Here is a 20880-nt window from a genome sequence, read left to right on the forward strand (position 1 = left end):
ATTTCAGTCGCCGCTCGAAGCTGAAAAAATGGCCGCGCTCTTGAGGGCAAAGCTGCCGCTACTTACAACTTTACTGTCGGGAGGCAGATCGCTCTGTACGACTGCTTCGTCGTCCGTTGAGAGCAGTATGTGCACGTCATGGGGCTGGAAGAGGGTGCCCCCAGAAGGTGTGTAGACCACATCATGGCCATTGAACTGCTGTATGGCGGTGGCCGGTACAATAATTCCTTTGGCGGATTGTGCAGTCTCGAGTGTCGCATCAAGCATTGTGCCGGGTCTGAGATTAACGGAAGGTTTATCAAACGTACCAATAACCCGAAGCAACCCTGTTTCAGCATCCGCCACATCGTTAATAGTGCTGATCTTCGCAAAGACGGGCGGCTGTTTCATATGACCTGACGGTCGAACGGAAAAGCGTCCACCAATAACGAGATCCTGCGCATCCTCTGGTCGAATGCTCGCGACGATCCAGACTGATGAGAGGTCTGTCACATTGGCTACGACATCGCCGCTAGTAACATCGTCAGCAACGGCAACACCAACGTTCTGAACGACGCCATCTACGGGGGAAATCAGCCGGGAGTCTTCACCATGCCCGATCGTCTCTGTTGCAGAGGTGAATTCTTCCTCAAGACGATGCTTGATGGTTTCACTATCAGCGCGCTTTGCGGCCAATGTAGCCTGTGCCTGCTGGAGCATAGCCAGACGGCGCAGGACTTCCCCGGATGAGACGGTGGTGCCGCTCAGGGAGCGCCCTCGTTGATAAGCTTTTTCAGCCTCTGAGACTGCCGCCCGGGCTGAACTTAATGCCGCATTTGTCTGCCCCTGTTCGAGATAGAGTTCATGCAGGGAATGATCAGTGTATGTAATCAGCACTTGCCCTTTCTGGACGCGTGCGCCTGGCGTGACGAGAACTTCAGTGACCTTGCCGCTTCCTGCAGGTCTGATCATCACCGAATGCGTTGAATTGGCCATGACACTGGCCATTGCAGGCAGGAGCGCGTGAAGTTCGCCGTATCTGACCGGCGAGACGGAGACGCTTTCACTTTGCTGCGCTAGGGCGCTCATGTGGACTGGCTTGAGCCACGAAGGAGTTTCCGCCTGACAGGGTACGGACATGATGCCGAACATACAAAGCGGCAAAAAGCGTATGGTTTTCAAGGCAGTGTCCCTGTGGAAATACAGATACGCACGATGGCGCTATGCCAGGCAACCTCGGCCTGATTCAAGGTTAGAAGAGCGCGCCACGCATCCGTTCTGGCGCGTAGTGCTTCAATAAGGGGTGTCTCACCAAGGCGCCATGAATGTTCCATGGCATCTGCACGCTTCATGGTCTGGGATGCACTTGTCTGCGATTGCAGCAGCATTTCATGAGCAGCTTTCACCCGCGCCATGACCTGAACAAGTTCCGTATGAACGGCACGGCGTGCCTGAACTTCAGCACGCGTCGCTGCGGCGAGACGGTCCCGAGCAGCAGAGAGAAGGGGCGTATGTGTAACATCGCTGGGAAGAGGGACGCGCACATTCACGCCAACCTGTGTCGCCCACGGGCTGCCGTATTGCCCCTCATCAATTGCATCGATCCCTATTTCAGGATTGGGCATGAAGCTGGACCGGGCCAGATGCATGTCTTCCTCCGCAGCTACAACAGCGCGGTGAGCTGACTGTATGCGAGGATCAAGGCTTTCCAGAGCCTGAAGATTGCCCGTCGGGATACGGGCAAGCCACGGCGCCTGTGCAGACAGAATATCAGGAAGACCTGGAATGCCCAGCAGAGACAGTAACTCGGCGCGGGTCCGGGTTTGATTTTCTTCCGCTTCAGCGAGTTCAGAGCGAATATCCGCGAGCTGAGCATTGACTGCTTGCATCTCAACGCCGGTCGTTTCGCCTTGCGCCTTTGACTGGGATGTTAAAGACGCAATATGTTCCATCGACCGCACCAGCATATGCGCGGCTATGACGCGACGATCAGCCAAAATGGCCGCACCACTCTGTTCCAGCACGCGTACAGCAATTGCCATTCGCTCCACTTCAACGCGAGCAAGAGCGGCTTTGGCATCAGCCTGAGCCAGGTGCTCGGTGGCACTTCCCTGGCCAGGAAGCCAAAGCGGCACTGACACGCCCCCCTGCCACGTGATGTATCCCAGATTTGTTCCGGACGCCCGATCATCGCTGTAGCTTGCCGTCAGGATGGGGCCTCCCGCAAACCAGGACTTGGCTGCTGCTGCGCGAGCATCGGCAGATTGAGCATTGGTAGCCAGCTCCTGGCGCACCGGATCGTTGTCCCAGGCAGCGCCCAGAGCCGTATGGAGCGGAATAACTGTGTCGTCTGCACTGAGGGCAAGCGTTGGAAACCAGCCGACTGAAAGCAGGCAGGCGAGTGCCATCCTGCGCGGCACCACGAAGCAGAGATGTGCTGGAAACCGCACCTGTCTCGTTCCTTAAAAGTATTTTACAAGGAAAGAAAATTCCTGAATAGCGTCCTCACGGCTCATCTTGCCATCGGCGACGGCATCAACGATGCATCGTTCAAGATGATCCTGCACGAGCAGGCGCTTGGCACCACGGATGGTGCTTTCGATAGCCGCAAGCTGTTGAGCAAGCTCAGAGCAGGAGCGACCTTCCTCCATCATCTCTATAACTTTGGCGATATGGCCGTGAGCCTGCTTGAGGCGAGGTTTGATGAAAGTGTGTGTTTCGTGTGCCATGTCCATTCCCTACCCTGAGGGGGAGGGGGTAGTAAAGTCCAACTTTCGCTTGTAGGCACAAAATTTATTAAGCGTGACTCTCCATGTTCTTGCCGCCTCCATGCCTGAGGATAGCTCTCCAAAAACATGGGTAAGCCGTCGTTTTAGCGACTTTCCGTTGGGAGTTAGGGGCCACGCAGCAGGGAGGCATACACAAGGATGGAGCCAAGTATGATCAAGACCGATCATCTTAAGGTGTCCAAGCTCTCGCTCTTGTGAAGACTGTTATCGCTTTGCGTCAGATTGGTTTTTATTCTCCAATCGGCTCGGAGTGGGGCAGACGGTCTCCGTCTTGCCCCAACACAATTCAGAAGCCGACTGAGACACCGCCAAAGAGGCCGAAACCATCTCCCGGCTGCATGACCGACAACTGCTTACCTCCCGCAATATATTCAGGCACTACGATGGAGGCATAATGTTTATTGGTCAGGTTGTTGAATGACAGAAATACCTGACGATGCTTTCCGGGCCATTCATAGCCAACATTGGCATTATAGATATGATAGGACGGCGCGAAATAGGTATCGTCATAAGATCCGGAAACCTTTGACGAAACCTGTGCATTGAACCCCGCATAGAAACCATTTTTCAGATCGAGGCGGACTTCCCCCTGATAAAAATGCGCTGGAATTCCCGGAAGTTTGTTGCGCCCGAACACAGCATCATTTTTGAAATGAAAATCCTGGTAGGTATAGGACTGTCGCAGACCTAATGTTCCGCCGGACCATTTATACAGGTCGGTCTCCAATGACGCTTCTACCCCCTGATGCACAGTTGGAGAGGCGTTTGAGTAGGTCGCATTTCCGTAAAGCTGTGACAGCGGGGTCATAACTGACAGAAGTTCGTTCCTGACGGAGGAATAGTAGTACGTTAGGCTCCATTTATTGTGTAGCCAGTCACCTGTCGTGCCGATTTCGTATGTTGTTGCCGTCTGATTTTCGAGACTGGCCCCCGTTGCTGTCAAACCTGCGGCAGGTCCGGTCGTGTAGTTGGCACCAGACAGAAGTTGCCAGTCATTAGGTGGCTGAAAACTGCGACTGACGTTTCCATAAACAGAGACATGCGGACTGATGACATACCGAAACCCTCCGCGCGGGGTAAAGCCCACGGCCGAGGTGCCGAGAGAGCTTTGCGTTGGATACGTCACGGCCGTAGAGCGCTGTACAAAGTCCAGTGCTCCAGCGGCGGTCAGCCAGAAATTATGAAAGAGCTCGAAGTTATCTCTGATATGGAAATAATTGTCCGTTCCGCCGTAAGTAGCGTGCCGGAGCTTTGTTCCAAGAGGAATTCCGGCATACGTGCCCGTATATGTTCGTGTACGGGTGGTTTGCCAGGCATCCAGGTCACTATAGGTGTCAATCCCGAACAATGCGTCGTTGCTATGTCCCCACAGCTTGTCTTTGCGGCTGTAGCGGATCACGCCAGCGATCGTCTTGTATCCCCAAACACCGGCGGTCGTACCGTTTTCAATATCAATCGGAGCATCCTGATAATCAATTCCCAATTCAAGCTTGGAATGATCGTCAATGCGGATGGTTGTCATGTTTCCATACCATTTTGAGCCCGGCTGAATGCGTTTGGAATGTAGCGCAACGTAAGTTGATTGTGCCTGTTTTGGATTATCAATGATCTGATCGCGTGTCAGGAAGCCCGGATAGCCGTTTTGCGTCTGCCGATACCGGAAGAAGAACCGTGTGGAGACCTTGTCATTGAAGCGGTATCCATAGTTTGCGTTTACACCAAAACTGCTTGCCGCAGTCTGCTGCTGGTATCCGCCTCGATAGGATTTGGTGATACTGACATAGTAGTCAGACTTCCCGATCACTTTTCCTGAACTGATCTGTTGCTTGTTATAGTTGAAGCTTCCGGCTTCTGCCCGAACCTGGAATACGTCTGCATCGTAACCCGTCGGGGTCACGTAGTTAATGGCGCCCCCTAATTGCAGGCCTCCATAATCGAATGCATTGGCTCCACGGAGTACTTCGGTATAACGAACCCCAAGTGCCTCAAAGAGTTCGTATGGCGTACCGGCAGGGGTCGTGACAGGTAGTCCATCGAACATCATCAGGATGCCTGAGCGAAAATAGTTCGTACCAGTTTGAATCCCCGATCCACGGATAGAGAGACGCAATCCATCGCCGCCGCCCGAACTCTGGGCAAAAACACCAGGCTGAAATGCAAGAACGTCAGCATTCGTGAAGTTCCGACCTTTCAGAACTTCATGCGCGTCAATCACACTAACCCCGCCAGGAATAGTGCTCAACGCTGCCTTCGATTGGTCCACAACAGAACGCCGCCGAGTAGAAACCTTGATTGTCTCACTGCTCGGAGCAACAAAGGGTTTAGGAGGAGCAGGACGATAGAGCGTATCAGGAGACTGCGCACCATTTACGGTAGAGGACTTCGCCGGTTTTTTACTTAAAGCGCCTGTACGATGATGGTTCGTGTGGATTTTGTGCTCCGCAGCCTCGCTTACAAGCGGTGTCATGGCAACCGCACTTAACAGGACGGAAGACAGTCGTGCGCGAGACACACCGAGGCGAAAACCTGTGTGAAAATACACCCGATTTTTCATGCTCTTCATTTTCAAGCTCATTCGGAGGCGAAATTTTGCCTCATGTTTGTTGATGCTTTAGCTCGCTTGGGGAGCTCTGTATTTTATGTGTGAAGACTGCGATCGCACCTGTATTGACGATTTATGATTTTCTCCATTCTCGCGTTGTTTGACGCAAGATACAGCTACAAAACGTCTTTACCTGTGATGCGCCCGACGCAACTTCACAACAAGGCTTAATGCCTCTCAGGCATCACAACACTTACATCGCATCCAAGTATTCCTTGCCTGAAAATATATCACCAAATATGATGGTTGATATTATTATATTACTTTTCAGTTTTGATTTATATAGAGGTAAATATGAGTTTGATTCACGTCTTATATGACAAATCCCTGAGTGTTGGGGCGGCAATGAAATGTGAACCTGCCTCCAAAGGCTTCTTCATCAAGAGCTTTGATCACTTCCAGACCGTTGAACCAATATCAACGTGTGACGGTAAAAGTCCTTCCTTTAGAAATCCGTCAGCAACCTGTTGTTGTTCCTGAATAATCTCTGCACTCATAGGCGCATAACTGAAATCACGTGTTTTGATTGCAGAATAAACCGTGTCGTATGGCAATCCCGTTTGTGTTGCGAGAAGACGGGACACTTCAGGCTTATGGGCCTGGGCCCAATCATCGGTTTGCGTGATCTGGTGAAGTGCCTCCCGAAGAAGGTCAGGCTGACTTTCTGCAAATCCACGGCGAGCAAGGAAAAATTCTCGATTGGCGACGATATCCTGAGCCGTCGTCAGAATGCGCGGGCTGTTGGAGAGCGCACTGGAAAGGTAGGGGTCCCATATTGCCCATGCGTCAATCTGGCCGCTTTCAAAAGCGGAACGAGCAGAGGGAGGGGTCAGATAGGCTGGTTTGATGTCATGAAAAGACAAACCGGCTTTATGGAGAACCTGAAGAAGAAACCAGTGGACATTGGACGCGCGATTGAGGGCAATCCGCTTGCCCTTTAGATCCGCGAGGGTTCGGATCGAACTGTCTTTAGGGACGAGAATGGCTTCAGCCAATGGAGCAGGAGGCTCGTGCCCTACATACACAAGCGCATCAGGACTTGCAGCCGATGCAAACACTGGCGGAGCATCACCGGTCTGCCCCAAATCGAGGGCTCCCGCTACGAGGGCTTGCAGGAGTTGTGGACCAGCGACAAATTCTGACCACACGACATTCGCGCGGCCCGCCAATGCTTTTTCCAGGGCACCAGAAGCCTTGAGAATAACGAGAGTGCTATAGCGCTGGTAGCCAATACGGATGACAGGCGTGGCCGCATGTGCCGAAGAGGCAAGAGTGAGTGCAAGCCCCCCTGCCAACAGACTGCGACGGGTGATAACGGTACGTGGATCAGTCATGGAGCCGCCGTGTTGTATTGTGGTTCAGATGTTCCGAAAAGTTTTTCCCGCAGAGTTCCGGGCTGATATTCCGTCTTGTAACGGCCACGCTTTTGAAGCTCTGGCACGATATATGTCACGAAATCCTCGAAGCTTCCGGGGGTGATGGCATATGCGAGATTGAGGCCGTCAATACCTGTGTCTTCAATCCAGGTTTCGATCTGATCCGCGACCTTCTGAGGGCCACCAACGAACGTTACGCCCATTCCCCCGATCGCCGCATGTTCTGCGAGTTCCCTGACAGTCCAGACCCGTTTGGGGTCTACAACGGTCAAGGCATCGATGGCAGAGTGAATGGCATCGTTGCGGATATGACGGACTGGATCATCAAGATCGAAGGTCGAAAAATCGATCCCCGTCCATCCTGACATGAGCGTCAGAGCCCCTTCATGGCTGATATATTTTCTATATTCCGCCCATTTTTCCAAAGCAGCCTCATCGTTTTCGGCAGTGACGATGGTTACGAGTGAGAAAATCTTGAGTGATTTTCGGGAACGTCCCGTGCGTTGAAGCTCTGCTTCCAGCCCAGAAACAGCATGTCGTGCCACCTCTTTGGACGGACCGGCAATAAAGACGCATTCAGCGTAGTCGCCGGCAAAAGCCCGACCTTTACTGGACGTGCCAGCTTGATAGAGAACGGGCGTTCGTTGTGGTGAGGGTTCACAGAGATGAATGGCATCGACCTCAAAATACTTGCTTTTGTGCTGAAGACGATAAACCTTTGAAGGGTCTGTAAAAATTCCGACCTCTCTGTCTCGAAGAACGGCACCATCCTCCCAGCTTCTTTCCCACAAGCCCCTTAAAACCTGCATGTAGTCGCGCGCGACGTCATAGCGCTCATCATGAGACGTCTGCTGTTGCTGACCCACGCCTTTTGCCGCGCTGTTTAGATAGCCCGTTACAATGTTCCACCCCATCCGTCCGTTGGTCAGGTGATCCAATGTGCTGATACGGCGAGCAAAGGGGTAGGGATGCTCAAAGGAAAGTGTTGCTGTTAGCCCGAAACCCAGGTTCTCGGTCACAGCGGCCATGGCAGAAATCAGCATGGCCGGGTCATTAACGGGCACCTGAGATGCATTGCGCAATGCGGCTTCCGGTCCGCCGCCATAGACGTCGTAAATGCCAAGAACATCTGCGATAAAAAGACCGTCGAACAGACCGCGTTCAAGCGTTTTCGCGAGGTTCGTCCAGTATCTGAGGGTGTTGTAATGCCATGATTGATCGTCTGGATGACGCCAAAGACCGCTCGCCTGATGGGAGACGCAATTCATATCAAACGCGTTTACGGGGATAAGAGACACAGGCGCTCCTTGAAAACGATCAGGATGAAACGGCGAGGAGGTGGGCTCGGCTGTACTCAGCCCTGATTTACGAGGGCTGAGTGTTGAGGAGATGTGTCTTGCCGGGGAGCTGGCCTCAGCACGGACTTTAATGTGTCGTCGCCATCTGGGTCATAATTGAAGACATCCCAGCGGATCACCTGATGCAATGTCAGACCGATCAGAGGCGCGCTCAAAATGAACCAGAAAAGGTTCGTCCCGAAATTCGCATAGAGGCTTGGCAGAGCCCACATGGCCATGGTGGCGCCCAGGCCAGAAATGAGCCGGTTCATACCGATACCGACGCCCCGGATTTCGGTTGGATAGGTCAGAGTGGCGTAGATCATCTGCTGGCAGCCGGGTCCGAAACCTTGACCGAAAAGATACCCTGCAAAACCTGCGAGTACCGCTATGACGCCTGCCGTGGAATGTGGCGTGCCCACAATCGCCAGCGTTCCGATGGAGATCGCCTGCAAGATATATCCAGCGATATTGACCTTACGGGACGACACGTATCGCGCCAGACGAACCCCAATCAAACCACCCGTAAATGCGAAGACGAGGTTCAGAATGATTGATGTAATCAGAACCTGCTTACGGTCGAGGTGCAGCATTCCTGCAAGCAAACTTGGCGCCCCGAACGCGATTGCGGCGTAAGAGTAGGCACTGACGATGGAAATGATACTGACAAGAATTCCACGCTTCAGCAGGGGCTGACGGAAGAGGGGGGCAATCCCGTGAGGTTGTGGTCGGATAGGCGGCGCCTCGATCTGAAGAACCGGGTCAATGCCATGAGACGCCCTTAAAATTTCCGCTGCTTTTTCCAGATCTCCGTTCCGAGCGATCCAGATAGGGGACTCACTCATGTACCTGTTACGGACAAGGATGATCAGAAGCGCGGGCAGCGCGCCGAATGCCAATGACGCGCGCCACAGCCAGTCCGGATGAGTGGCTGGAACGACCGCATCAAGGGCAAAGACAAGGAAAAAGCAGAGCGAGGAAGCCGCATACCAGGTTGGGCACCATGCCGCGGCCCGGCTCGCTTTGCTTCCTTTTCCACTCAGCTTTGAAAACTCTGACAGGAATGCCATGGCCACAGGCAGGTCCATTCCGACGCCAAAACCCATTGCGAAACGGGCAAGGATCAGGATGGTGGCCGTTGGCGCCATGCCTGCTACGAGGGCTGCGATGACGAAGCAGATCATGTCCGCCATGAAAACAGCGTATCGACCAATCCGGTCAGTCAACCATCCCCCCGCGATACTCCCGACGATCGTGCCTGCACTCATCGCTGCTGCGACCATCCCTGTGGCGGATGTGGAAAGACCAAAGTGCTTCTGTACATCGCCGATGCCGTAGGAGAGCGTTGTCAGGTCGTAGGCGTCAAGAAAGACACCACCGAGAGCCAAAGCCACGATGATGTTTGCATGCCCGCCGCCTTGAGGTCCTGCATTGACGATGGCAGAAACATCATCAGCATGACGGATGACAGGGCGAGGCGTGCCGGATGTGGCAGTTTGAGCAGACGTCATGAATGCACCTGTTCAGAATGTGTCGAGATCTGAAGGATATCGGCCAGTCGGGCGGCGACAGATTGAGCGTTCGCTGTTACTTCCGGAAAACCCATAAGCTCGCCAAAGGTCCCACGGGAGAGTGGTCCGGCAATAAATAGGCCCGATACCGGGCGTCCGCCAACAAGGGCCGCGTGGTCTTCACCGGTCCAGAGCCCGAGACCAACGGGATCTTTCTGCACAAAGCCATCCTGAGCCAGACGAGAGAGAAAACCGGGCTTCGTCAGAATTCCGGCATGGTCCGGGCCAGTGGTATTGATCAGAATGTCTGTCCGGATTGCGCGGGTTCGCCCCCCACGTCCCCGGAGATGCAGAATAATGCCCTCAGGTGTGGCTTCCGCGCGTTCGATCCGGGCTGCAAGAACCGTGAGTGAGCCAGTTTCTGATCTCAGGTTCAGAGCGCGTTCGACCTGTGGCGCGATCCGAAACCGATGGACATCCCAGAATGGTCGAAGATGGCGGACAAGCCGACGCTGTTCCGTCGGGGGAAGTGCCGTCCAGATAGCTTTGCCCTGTCGCCGCACAGCATCCAGAACGTCTTGCCACGGGCGGTCCGGGGCTAAACTAAGTGTCTTACGAATGCGTGTGAGCAAACCTAACGCCGTCTGTTCAGGGTTGGTGGAAAAATCCCCGAAGAGACTGGTAGGCTGAGGAGAATGCCCCCGGGAGCGCAAGCCACGTCGGGAAACCGCGGTGATAGAACCCAGATGCCCCTGTGCGGTGAGCGTCGCTACAACATCTGCCATTGTGAGGCCGGTACCTACAATGGCAATCCGTGCCCGAGGATCTATGGTTTTGAAGGCATTCTTCGCCCATGGGTCGGAGATCACGCGTGGATCATGCGCGATTTCTTCGAGGGGATACGGCAGGGCCGGAGCCGGGTGAGATGTCGCAATGACGACATCCGATACGGTAAATACCGTGCCTTGAGCGGTATGGATCAGCCAGTGCTGACCATCATGCTGCACGGCCACTACGGCATCCTGAACATGCCTGAGTGTCTCGTTGACGAGAGATGGCGTTATTCTCTCAAAGAGATAGCGGCCAAACTCTGACCTCGTCGGGTAAACGTCTCCAGACGGCAAAAAGGCCTCCGGATCACAGGTTTCGTGACTGTGCCATTTGAACCACTGCGCAAAGTCATCAGGCTTATCCGTATCAATGCTCATCCTTGACGCTGGAACATTGATGCGATGCTGTGGATCTGTGCTGCCATACGCGACGCCCGCACCCAGCCGGGTGCGAGGCTCGAAGATTACAACGCTACCGACACCCAGATCTCGGCGCTTGCGAAGAAGATGATACGCAATCATCGTCCCTGTCGCTCCGCCACCAATAATTGCCAGGGTGGCAGAAACGGGAGGGCGGCTGATATGGACTTCCACGTTCATGAAGAGGCTTGGGCCGGGCGATAAGAGTTGGCAATCGTCTCACCAAACGGCCCCATATTGTTCTGACCGCCGGCTGCGCGTGTCGGATGAGCTGTCGGAAGCAGCGGAAGGACCAGTTCGCCGAAGCTGTAAGCTTCTTCCAGATGAGGGTATCCGGAAAGGATGAAGCTGTCGCAGCCAGCGCGTCTGTATTCATCAATCCGCTCGGCAATGGTGGCTGGATCTCCGACCAGAGCCGTGCCAGCTCCGCCTCTGACCAGCCCGACGCCAGCCCAGAGGTTAGGGCTGACTTCCAGCTTGTCCCGCCGTCCGCCATGCAGGGCGCTCATGCGGGACTGTCCCACTGAGTCCAGCCTTGAGAATACAGACTGGGCCTGCGCGATGGTCGCGTCATCAAGACGGGAAATCAGGCGGTTTGCCGCGGCCCAGGCTTCTTCTGTTGTCTCACGGGCGATGACATGAAACCTGATCCCGAAACTGACTTCGCGTCCTTCACGCGCAGCGGCCTCGCGAACACGGGAAATTTTTTCCTTAACAAGTTCCGGTGGCTCTCCCCACGTCAGATACTTGTCGATCCGCTTGGCCGCGACCTGAATTCCTGCCTCAGAAGATCCGCCGAAATACAGAGGCGGCCCCCCAGCCTGATGAGGAGGATAAAGGATCTGGCCGTCCGCAATATGAAAGTGCTTACCCTCGTGATTGACGGTGTCGCCCTTCAGAAGACGAGAGTAGATCGATAGGAATTCGTCAGTAATTTCGTACCGGGTGGCATGATCGAAAAAGAGACCGTCCCCTTCATTTTCCTTGGGATCTCCGCCCGTTACAACATTAATCAGAAGACGCCCGCCAGATAGCCGATCCAGTGTCGCTGTCATCCGTGCTGCAAAGGTTGGAGATTGCAAGCCGGGGCGCACGGCTACCAGAAATTTCAGCCGTTCAGTGGACGTAATAAGGGAGGACGCGACGATCCAGGAGTCTTCGCAACTCCGTCCTGTGGGGAGGAGGACACCGTAATATCCCAAACTATCCGCCGCCCGTGCGACCTGTTGGAGGTATGGCAGATCAACGCTGCGGCCACCTTCCTGCGTTCCCAGATATCGGCTGTCTCCATGAGTTGGAAGGAACCAAAGAACGTTGATTTTCTCGGGGACACCCCCGATGGCGGCATTTGTGCTCATGAAAAACTCGCTGTCTGGGCGTGAACGGTTAGGGAGGCTTGATGGGCGGGATGGCTTGTTGGAAGGCGGTCAAAACCGAACAGGCGATGACGGAATGTCTCTAAAGGGGTGTTGCGCTCTGGCAGGCGACCACGCTTGCGAAGCTCAGGGGCGATCAGCTCTCCAAAATCTCTGGCCGTCTCAAACGTGTGGTATTGGCGGAGGTTAATCCCGTCGATGCCGTCTTCGTCGAGCCAGTCCTCAACAGCATCCGCGATCTGGGACGGTGTGCCAGCGACGAAAAAGCGGCCCTGTTCAAAACTGGCAATCTGGTCCAGCGCGCTGCCAACTGTTTGATCCGGGCCAAATCGACGTCCCATGTTTCCAAACGGACGCCCCGACTGTTTAAGCGCCTCACCAATGGTCAGTGAGCGGTCAAAATTCCGCAGATCAATCTCGGCTTGCGCATGGACATGAGCAGCTTCGACACTATAGCGCGCCCGGTAACGGCTCAGCTTCTCCTGAGCTTCGACTTCCGTATTCCCAGCGATAAGGCCGGCCATGACATAAAACTTCAGGTCGTTGGGGTCTCGTCCATTCAGGGCCGCCTGTTCGCGTGTCTGTGCAATGTTGTGGCGAATTTCCTCGCGTGTACGGCCCCCAATGAAAACGGCCTCCGCATGGCGGGCTGCAAATTCCAGGCCACGCTTGGAGCCGGTCGCCTGGAATAAAACGGGCGTGCGTTGGCGTGTGGGCTGCACAAGATGCGGCCCCTCAACTTGATGATGCCGACCCTTGTGGTTGATGTAATGAACACGATCAGGGTGCGTGAAAACGTCCTTCTCGCGATCAATAACCAGAGCGTCTTCGTCCCAGCTCTGCTCCCAGAGCTTGTACAGAACCTCAAGATATTCCTCAGCCCGCTCGTAGCGCTCGTCGTGCTCGATTTCGTCCGCGAGGCCGAAGTTTCTGGCGGCGTTTGGCAGGTAGGAGGTCACAATGTTCCAGCCAACGCGCCCTTCGGTCAGAAGATCTAACGTGCTCATACGTCGGGCAAAGGCGAACGGCGGCTCATAAGTCGTTGAAAATGTTGCGGCGAACCCTAGACGCGTGGTGACAGCGGCCATAGCCGGGACCAGGGAGAGCGGATCGAGGTTCGGGATTTGCACGCCAAGCCGAAGGGCGGGGTCAAGTCCGTTAAAACGGTCATAAACCCCGATGACATCGGCAAGAAAAATTGCGTCGAAACCTGCGTCTTCCGCAAGGCGCGCCTGTTCCAGCCAGAATGCCATTTCCCCGAAACGGTGGCGATTGTTGTCAGGCGCCGTCCACATTCCGTGAACAATGTGACTCACGCAGGCCATCTCGAAGAGATTGACTTTTAACTGCTTCGGGGCCGATGCCTTACTCATGCCGGCTCCTTGGAGAGACTTTTCTTCAGGCCTTCACGGTACGGCGTCCAAAGAGGGGTATCGTTCAAAGCCAGATCCCCGAGTTCCCGACGGCGCTGGGCCGCAGGGTTGTGTGAGGACAAAACGCGAGCATTGCGCCAATGGCGATCCAGATTTCTGATCTGACTGGTAGCGGACGCCCCGCCAACTTCAAAAAGCAGATTTGCAGCTTCAAGCGTTTGATCAATAACGATTTGCTGCGCTTTAAAGGCAGCTTCTTCTGCTTCGCTAAACGTCACGCTCTCGGTATCGCCCCGCAACCAGGCAGGCTCAGCCTCAGTCAATGCATCCGAAACGCGATCGACCAAAGCAGACGTCGAGAATGCAAGGGCCGACAAACGCCCAACAACACCCTGAACAACGGAGTCTTCTCGTTGAACAACTTTACCGGGAACTCCGAACGTTCGTGTTCTAGGCCGCACAAAGTCAATAGCATCGCGCAGTACGGCAGCTGAAATTCCTGCCAGTGCTGCAAGATGAAATTGCTGATAGTAGGCGGCGAGATAAGAATGAGCCGGAATATTTCCGGGCTGAGAGCGATCCAGAACTTGTGTTGGGCCAATTAAGACGTTGTCAAAAACAGTTGTTCCGCTGCCGGTGAGGCGCTGACCAAAGCCATCCCAGTCATCAATACGTGTGACACCGGGGGCATCTGAAGGGACCAGGACGTGTGCCCGTTGCTCTCCCTCTGCGGCCCAGACAATGATCCAGTCAGCATAGAGCGTGCCGGTGGAATAGTACTTCGTCCCATTCAGGCGAAACTCATTTCCGTCAGAACTTAACTGTGTAGACACGCCTGTTTCGTCCGAGCGTTCCGCCATGGCAGCGCCAAAAAGTGCGCCTTCACGAACACGGTCAAACCATTCGGCAGATTTGTGAGCGTGGCGGAGCCTGCCTTCAATAAATGCAAAATGAGCGCGAAATATTTGCGGGAGGTTTGAATCTGCTGTCGCCAGATCTCGCAGCAGACTGAAACTCTGCTTGAGAGATGCTCCATACCCGCCAAATCTACTGGGCAGACGTACGCGACCCAAGCCTGCAGTCTTCAAGTCCTGAACGACATTTCGGACAAGCGCGGGGTCGCGTTCGAATTCCTGCGATGCACGCGTTATCGTTTCAATGATCGGCTGCAAGCGTTCTCTGGCAGAGACGAAATTGTCGGAAGAGGACATACAACGACACCTAACGGATATAAGGCAAAATCAACTAGAATTCGTAGTTCATGATGCGCACCAAACCGTCAGGAGCGTAATTTTTAATTCGTCATCTCTCACATTAATTATTTCAATGTGAACCCCTGGAATGGCTATTTTCCAAGGTATAATAAGGGAAAACTGCACCTGCAAAATACAACATTAAAAATACGTTGTTATTAACGTTTATCCATTTGGATATGTGAATAAAGGAATCGCTTGGGGAAAATGTGTCCCACAACGGCTGATTTTATGTTCCGAGATGTCACCCAAATGTTGAGAAACGAGTCATGAAAGCCTTTTACGAGCAGCGCACACGTATCCTCCTCCTTGGCATGACCGTTCTTTCAACATGCACCCTGATGCCGGCTGCTTTTGCTCAGGATATTGAACGCAACAAAAATCCGAGCCCGCGTGCCCCTCACGCCCGTCCTGGATTCAGTTCCCCGAACACTCATGTTGCATCTTCACACCCTAAAAACAGCGTTGTGCCTTCTCCAAAGAGTGAGGATATCAGTGTCACTGGGTCAAATGGTGTCCGTACCGCTGAAAAGCGCCTGAGAAAGGTGCCGGGAAACTTTACAGTTATCAGCAGCAAGGAGGTCGAGAAGGGGCGATCAGCCACACTCGAGGACACTCTGGCCTTCCAGCCCGGCATTTTTGCGCAGGCAACCAGTGGAAGCACCGGAAACAAGATTTCCATAAGAGGGTCGGGCGCAGGCGTCTTCTACGGAGGTTACAGCCTGGGAATGAAATACCTCGTTGACGGATTGACTGTCAGCGGTGTGGGAGGATTTCAGGAAGATCGCCTCAATAATACCGGCTACCAGCGCACTGAAGTTCTTTATGGCGCCAACGCATTTGACTACGCGGCTACTGCTCTCGGTGGTGGCATCAATTTCGTAACGCATACAGGCGTATCTGCCCCAGGGTTTATGGCCCGCTTTGAAGCTGGCAGCTACGGCACTCTCAAAGAACAAGTCAGTCAGGGAGGAACATTCAGCAACAAGAAAGGCGATTACTACGTCACCGCAGCGCGAACCAATCGCCAAGGATTCCAGAGCTATACGGCAATGCATCGCACTGATGTCGTCGCAAATCTTGGATACCGTTTCACCGACAAATTATCTGCTCGCCTTATTTTCAAGTGGGATGAGGGGTTCGGCCATTACGGTGGCTTGCTCACACTTGCTCAGCTTCGCAAAAGCCCGAGCATCAACCCAAACGACTGGGGAGGGCGCCCGACCAGAAGCACAATGCTGGGATTTAAAACCAATTATATTTTGGATGATGATTCCAAGCTGGAATACGGCATTACCTGGAACGATTATCCGCTCTTTAATGGGACGAATACGCAGCAGTTTAATCTGTGGCGTTCCACGGATATCAACAATTCTATCAAATATAACCGGAACGATCGCCTTCTCGGACGGAGGATCGAAAGCAACTTCATTCTAAGTGACGTGCATATGGTCTCTGGAGATTCCAGATATTACACATCGTCCGTCCGCTCTACGCAGTCTAATAGTGAAGACTGGACCCTTCATCAGCGTGTCAAATATGGCGGATCACATGATTTGGTTTTTGCAGCTGGGAATAATTTTAACATTTTCAACAGACTTTGGCTGACTAGCGGTTTTTCAGTTATCTGGATTGACCGCAATATACGCGTTGTTGACCGTCTAATACCCAACTCAGCTCTTCAAAGCCGTGAACACTATAATAATGTCTTCATTACGCCTCGCGTAGGCTTGCGTTACGAGATTAATCCTGACGTTGATGTGTTCGCCAATTTCAGTCGTTTGATCGACCCGCCTGTGACGTGGAACTACCATGATGTCAAAGGGAGCAGCCCCTACAATGACACAGGAACTGTAGGGCCACTAAAAGCCCAACGGGCTAATTCGGCTGAGATCGGCATCAGAGGCCATGTCGGCATATTCGATGGAAACCTGACTCTTTATCGGAGCTGGGTCAAAGATGAACTGCTGTCCGTTGTAGTCACGCGCGCAACCAGTACAACAGCAGAAATCACTACAACGTCTAACGCCAGTCCGACTATTCATCAGGGGATTGAAGCGGGCCTGTCAACAAAGCTCTTTAATCTGCATCAGTATGGTGCCTTATCATTCCGGCAGGCTCTCACGGTTAATGACTTCTATTACAGACATGACCCACTTCTCGGACAGAACAAACTCCCGTCTATCCCAACATGGCAATATCAGGCTGAACTTCAGTATAATAATCCGTTGGGGTTCTATGCGAACTTCGATTTCAGATCGTCTTCAAGCTATTATGTTGATTACGCCAACACATTAAAGGCGCCGAGATACGGGATCTTTGGTCTGAAGCTCGGTTACGAGGCGAAAAGCAAAATCTGGAGCACTTTTCTTGATTTCCGTAATCTCGGAAACAAGCATTACGCCACAGCCGCTTATACCGCCTACAACCTGAACCATACGGATTCCGCAATGTTTTACCCGGGTGACGGGTTCAGTGTGTTTGGCGGCGTGACTGTCCACCTCAGTGACCTCGGGAAGCACCTCTGATGATGCGCCGGTCTTTTCTTGAAGCGACGCATTGGTCAGACACATGAGCAAACATCATAACCGCAGAAGGGCTTTGATATTTGCTCCGATCATGGCGTTTTTAGCCGTCCTGTTTTATCGGCATGATACAGACAGTAGACTGCGACATACGAGCAGGCAGCAGAGCTCGTCGCCTCAAAAAGGCGGGACTCTCGTCTTTGCGACGGAACGTGAGCCTTTGTGCCTTGATCCGCATGTTTATGGGGACATGCCGCAGGTTTATATTGCCGAACAGTATCTGGACCGGCTCGTTTCAATGGACGAACAGGGCGCTATTCACCCGTGGCTGGCAACGTCATGGGAGATTACGGACGGCGGACTCACATACATCTTTCACCTCCGTCATGACGTGACCTTCACTGATGGGACCAGGTTCGATGCGGCGGCCGTAAAGCGTAATCTCGACCATATGGTGGACCCTACGACGCAATCGGGGACTGCGGGGGGATACATCCGCCAATACACCCGAACCGATATTCTCGATCCTTATACGGCAGCGGTACACCTGTCTTCGCCATACTCAGCGTTCCTCAACGTTCTGGCGCAGGGTTTTCTGGGAATTGAGTCCCCCGCAGCGTTGGCACGGCCTCGCGATGTAAACTGCCAAAGCCCTGTGGGGTCTGGTCCCTTCATTATCAGCCACTGGGATCATCAGAGCGAGGTCGTTCTCAAGAGAAACCCAGCCTATGCATGGGCTCCTCCTACCTCCCCCCATCAGGGACCAGCATGGCTTGAAGGTATCGTCTGGCGCTTCGTTTCCGAACCGTCAGTCCGTTTTGCCATGCTTCAGGCCGGTGAGGTTGGTGTGATTGATAGCGTACCCCCTGAGGGCGAAACGCCAGCAAAGGCTAACCCGGACGTATCATTACTGATGGCAGATCGACCGGGAAATCCCACTAACGGAACCTTGAACACGCTTCGTCCGCCATTTGACGACATTCGTGTCCGTGAAGCGTTCATTCGGTCCGCAGATATTGATGGGGCGTTAGGCAGTATATTTTTCCATCATTATGCGCGGGCGGGTGGCCCGCTAAGTCCGTCCACACCAGATTATAGTCCGGATTTCGAGCATACCAAGAACTACGATCCACAGCGTGCCAATACACTTCTGGATGATGCCGGCTGGAAAAAGCGCGATTCCGATGGATATCGGATCCGGGACGGTAAGAGACTGATCGTACATATCCCGATCTCTACGGTTCTTGCACCTGCAGATCGCACTCTTTGGGAGCAGGTACAGGCCACAGCACGCCAGACAGGCTTTGATGTTCGCCTGGAGCCTTTAAGTGAGACTGCGAATATCGCGCGGAGTGACGCCTGGGATTATGATGTGCGAATTGGGTATTGGAATACAAATACCCCGGATGTCCTTCGCATCGTTTTCGGATCGGCTTTTACCAACCATTTCCGGCACGGCATCCATCAGAATGCTTCAGGCTATAGCAGCCCGCTCTTCGACGGTGTCGTGGAACAGGCATTGGCCACGCAAGACCAACAGCAACGGAAAGCGTTTTACCAACAGGCGCAAGAGATCATCGCCAAGGCACAGCTTCAGATCACAACGTATTCGCAGACCACGCGTCTAGGGGTGTTCAGCAATGTCCACGGTGTACGCATCGAGCCATCATTACGCGTCATCAATTTTCATGATGCCTGGATGACGCCGTGATGAAACGCTTGGCTTCTCAGCGGCTGATCGGTCGGATTGGTTTGAGTCTCGGCATGCTGTTCGCATCTGCCACGCTGACATTTCTCGCGGTACGTATGATGCCAGGTGATCCGGCAACGATCATTCTCGGCGGAGCGCTGGCCAACCCCACACCGGGTGCGGTCGCAGCGATCACAAAGGAGTACGGCCTCGATCGCCCCCTTATCGTGCAATATGGTTTCTATATATGGCGCCTGCTGCACGGGGATTTGGGCGTCTCCTTCAGCCAGCATCTGCGTGTTGCGGAAGTTTTACGCCAACAGATGCTACCCACGCTGGCACTGGCATCCATTTCTCTGCTCCTCGCATGGACGCTCGCACTGCTATCAGTGTTCTGCACAGTGCGGCGCGGAAGAGTACTCTCGACCATTGGAGCCTCTTTCGACATCTCGGCTGCGGCGCTTCCACCATTCTGGCTTGGAATTGTGCTGCTCTGGATATTCGCATTCAGATTACATCTGCTACCGCCTGCTGGAAGCTCATCGCTAGCCTCACTCATTATGCCGGCATTTTCTCTCGCCATTCCCTTGGGCGGATTTCTGGCACAGGTCACGCGTGAGTCTTTGGAAATTGCCCTCGATCAGCCGTTCATTCTCAGCGCAAGAATGCGAGGGCTTAGTCTGGGGCAGGTTTTGCGTCGTCATGCCCTGCGTCACGCGCTTCTTCCGGGTATCGCACTCTCAGCGTGGGCTCTCGGCGCTCTTCTTGGTGAGACGGCGGTCATCGAAGCCATATTTTCGCGTAAGGGACTTGGACGCACCTTGGTTTATGCCGTTTCCGCGCAGGATATGCCCTTAACAACGGGCATCGTTCTGTTCGTCACGGTCGCATACATATTCGCCAGCCTGGGTATCGAGCTCATCCATGAACTGGTTGATCCGCGCCTCGCAGCATCTCGTGGGCGGAGAGACTCGCCATGACCATAACCGCAAAAAGACTCATGGCATGGAAGCAGATTCCCATTGCAGTGCTTCCTGCCTCTGGCTTTCTGGTGTTCCTTTTGGTGTCAGCCATCATTCCCAATGCGATCAGCGCAACTGATCCCTATGCCATCGCACCACGGCACGCTTTCTTATCCCCAGACTGGAGCCACCCTTTCGGAACAGACCAGTCTGGCCGGGATATTCTGACACGTGTCATCCACGGTACACGCCAATCTCTGCTTGTGGGGGCAGGGGCTGTCGCAATCAGTTTTTCCGGTGGGATTATCCTAGGATTGGCAGGCGGGCTTGGCCCTAGATGGCTTCAGAAAAGTATTGGCGCGATCATAGATGTGCTGTTTTCGTTTCCCGCCCTGATACTGGCGCTTCTCTTCTCTGCAAGTCTAGGAACCGGAGCAGGACCGCTGGCTTTAGCCATCGGGATCGCTGCGACGCCCGGCTATGGCAAGATGGTTTTCAGTCAGGTTTTATCAGTCAGATACTCCGGATACGTTGAGGCTGCTCGTGCCCTTGGTCACACGCCGTTCTCCATCGTTCAGCGGCATATTCTCCCCAATGCACTTCGCCCGCTCATAGTGACCGCCACCATGGGCGTAGGCCAGACAATAGTCTGGGCGTCAGGATTATCTTTTCTGGGGCTCGGAGCACCGCCACCCACTCCGGAGTGGGGAACCATGATGTCCATGGGCCGCGACTTCATCGCTGATGCCTGGTGGCTCACTCTCTTTCCCGGCCTTTTCATCGTGCTGACTGTGCTGTCCACAACAATAGTCGGGCGCTTCTTGCAACGTCGCCTCGAAGGCAGACCCTCGTGAGGT

15 protein-coding genes are annotated in these 20880 nt (G+C 53.8%); 4 read left to right on the forward strand and 11 right to left on the reverse strand.

Going from position 1 to position 20880, the window contains the following annotated elements; genetic code table 11:
- Nucleotides 1–3: 3 nt before the first annotated feature.
- From GCE01_RS11355 to GCE01_RS11405, 11 genes are all read right to left on the reverse strand, one after another.
- Nucleotides 4–1161, reverse strand: a complete 1158-nt coding sequence (locus tag GCE01_RS11355) for an efflux RND transporter periplasmic adaptor subunit (protein ID WP_244591185.1) — start codon at nucleotides 1159–1161, stop codon at nucleotides 4–6.
- Entirely contained in the window at nucleotides 1158–2429 is a 1272-nt protein-coding gene (locus GCE01_RS11360; RefSeq protein ID WP_244591186.1) for a TolC family protein, read from the reverse strand. Before GCE01_RS11360 ends, GCE01_RS11355 begins: the two co-directional genes overlap by 4 nt.
- 12 nt (nucleotides 2430–2441) lie before the next feature.
- Nucleotides 2442–2708: a metal-sensing transcriptional repressor gene (locus GCE01_RS11365; protein ID WP_064275554.1), complete on the reverse strand. Its 267-nt coding sequence runs from the start codon at nucleotides 2706–2708 to the stop codon at nucleotides 2442–2444.
- A 346-nt stretch (nucleotides 2709–3054) separates the two neighbouring features.
- Nucleotides 3055–5331, reverse strand: a complete 2277-nt coding sequence (locus GCE01_RS11370) for a TonB-dependent receptor family protein (RefSeq protein ID WP_244591187.1) — start codon at nucleotides 5329–5331, stop codon at nucleotides 3055–3057.
- A gap of 431 nt (nucleotides 5332–5762) precedes the next feature.
- Entirely contained in the window at nucleotides 5763–6704 is a 942-nt protein-coding gene (locus GCE01_RS11375; protein WP_099212955.1) for an aliphatic sulfonate ABC transporter substrate-binding protein, read from the reverse strand.
- Nucleotides 6701–8014, reverse strand: a complete 1314-nt coding sequence (locus GCE01_RS11380) for an LLM class flavin-dependent oxidoreductase (RefSeq protein ID WP_099213050.1) — start codon at nucleotides 8012–8014, stop codon at nucleotides 6701–6703. Before GCE01_RS11380 ends, GCE01_RS11375 begins: the two co-directional genes overlap by 4 nt.
- A gap of 86 nt (nucleotides 8015–8100) precedes the next feature.
- A complete protein-coding gene (locus GCE01_RS11385) occupies nucleotides 8101–9594 on the reverse strand; it encodes an MFS transporter (RefSeq protein ID WP_099212956.1) in 1494 nt (497 codons plus the stop codon).
- Nucleotides 9591–11024, reverse strand: coding sequence for an FAD/NAD(P)-binding protein (locus tag GCE01_RS11390; protein WP_099212957.1), 1434 nt, complete (start codon nucleotides 11022–11024; stop codon nucleotides 9591–9593). Before GCE01_RS11390 ends, GCE01_RS11385 begins: the two co-directional genes overlap by 4 nt.
- A complete protein-coding gene (ssuD, locus tag GCE01_RS11395) occupies nucleotides 11021–12202 on the reverse strand; it encodes an FMNH2-dependent alkanesulfonate monooxygenase (RefSeq protein WP_099212958.1) in 1182 nt (393 codons plus the stop codon). Before ssuD ends, GCE01_RS11390 begins: the two co-directional genes overlap by 4 nt.
- Complete coding sequence (locus GCE01_RS11400; RefSeq protein ID WP_244591189.1) at nucleotides 12199–13593, reverse strand: NtaA/DmoA family FMN-dependent monooxygenase; 1395 nt, start codon at nucleotides 13591–13593, stop codon at nucleotides 12199–12201. The genes ssuD and GCE01_RS11400 overlap by 4 nt, the downstream gene beginning before the upstream one ends.
- Nucleotides 13590–14804 (reverse strand): acyl-CoA dehydrogenase family protein, encoded by a 1215-nt coding sequence (locus GCE01_RS11405; RefSeq protein WP_099212959.1) that lies wholly within the window; start codon nucleotides 14802–14804, stop codon nucleotides 13590–13592. Before GCE01_RS11405 ends, GCE01_RS11400 begins: the two co-directional genes overlap by 4 nt.
- A 311-nt stretch (nucleotides 14805–15115) precedes the next feature.
- On the opposite strand from GCE01_RS11405, the gene GCE01_RS11410 reads away from it, so the two are divergent.
- Genes GCE01_RS11410 through GCE01_RS11425 form a run of 4 tightly spaced genes read left to right on the forward strand, consistent with a single transcriptional unit; the run spans nucleotide 15116 to nucleotide 20877 of the window.
- Nucleotides 15116–17374, forward strand: a complete 2259-nt coding sequence (locus GCE01_RS11410) for a TonB-dependent receptor family protein (RefSeq protein ID WP_099212960.1) — start codon at nucleotides 15116–15118, stop codon at nucleotides 17372–17374.
- A gap of 43 nt (nucleotides 17375–17417) precedes the next feature.
- Complete coding sequence (locus GCE01_RS11415; protein ID WP_244591190.1) at nucleotides 17418–19082, forward strand: ABC transporter substrate-binding protein; 1665 nt, start codon at nucleotides 17418–17420, stop codon at nucleotides 19080–19082.
- A complete protein-coding gene (locus tag GCE01_RS11420) occupies nucleotides 19082–20041 on the forward strand; it encodes an ABC transporter permease (protein ID WP_244591203.1) in 960 nt (319 codons plus the stop codon). Before GCE01_RS11415 ends, GCE01_RS11420 begins: the two co-directional genes overlap by 1 nt.
- Nucleotides 20038–20877: an ABC transporter permease gene (locus tag GCE01_RS11425; protein WP_099212962.1), complete on the forward strand. Its 840-nt coding sequence runs from the start codon at nucleotides 20038–20040 to the stop codon at nucleotides 20875–20877. The genes GCE01_RS11420 and GCE01_RS11425 overlap by 4 nt, the downstream gene beginning before the upstream one ends.
- The last annotated feature ends 3 nt before the right edge of the window (nucleotides 20878–20880 follow it).

The organism is Gluconobacter cerinus, from assembly GCF_002723935.1.
In the GTDB taxonomy this organism is placed as follows: Bacteria; Pseudomonadota; Alphaproteobacteria; order Acetobacterales; family Acetobacteraceae; genus Gluconobacter; species Gluconobacter cerinus.

Coding starts and splice junctions, on each gene's coding strand:
- GCE01_RS11365 (WP_064275554.1), bottom strand. CDS start 2,708: ATGGCACACGAAACACACACTTTCATCAAACCTCGCCTCAAGCAGGCT.
- GCE01_RS11370 (WP_244591187.1), bottom strand. CDS start 5,331: ATGAAGAGCATGAAAAATCGGGTGTATTTTCACACAGGTTTTCGCCTC.
- GCE01_RS11375 (WP_099212955.1), bottom strand. CDS start 6,704: ATGACTGATCCACGTACCGTTATCACCCGTCGCAGTCTGTTGGCAGGG.
- GCE01_RS11380 (WP_099213050.1), bottom strand. CDS start 8,014: ATGAATTGCGTCTCCCATCAGGCGAGCGGTCTTTGGCGTCATCCAGAC.
- GCE01_RS11385 (WP_099212956.1), bottom strand. CDS start 9,594: ATGACGTCTGCTCAAACTGCCACATCCGGCACGCCTCGCCCTGTCATC.
- GCE01_RS11390 (WP_099212957.1), bottom strand. CDS start 11,024: ATGAACGTGGAAGTCCATATCAGCCGCCCTCCCGTTTCTGCCACCCTG.
- ssuD (WP_099212958.1), bottom strand. CDS start 12,202: ATGAGCACAAATGCCGCCATCGGGGGTGTCCCCGAGAAAATCAACGTT.
- GCE01_RS11400 (WP_244591189.1), bottom strand. CDS start 13,593: ATGAGTAAGGCATCGGCCCCGAAGCAGTTAAAAGTCAATCTCTTCGAG.
- GCE01_RS11405 (WP_099212959.1), bottom strand. CDS start 14,804: ATGTCCTCTTCCGACAATTTCGTCTCTGCCAGAGAACGCTTGCAGCCG.
- GCE01_RS11410 (WP_099212960.1), top strand. CDS start 15,116: ATGAAAGCCTTTTACGAGCAGCGCACACGTATCCTCCTCCTTGGCATG.
- GCE01_RS11415 (WP_244591190.1), top strand. CDS start 17,418: ATGAGCAAACATCATAACCGCAGAAGGGCTTTGATATTTGCTCCGATC.
- GCE01_RS11420 (WP_244591203.1), top strand. CDS start 19,082: ATGAAACGCTTGGCTTCTCAGCGGCTGATCGGTCGGATTGGTTTGAGT.
- GCE01_RS11425 (WP_099212962.1), top strand. CDS start 20,038: ATGACCATAACCGCAAAAAGACTCATGGCATGGAAGCAGATTCCCATT.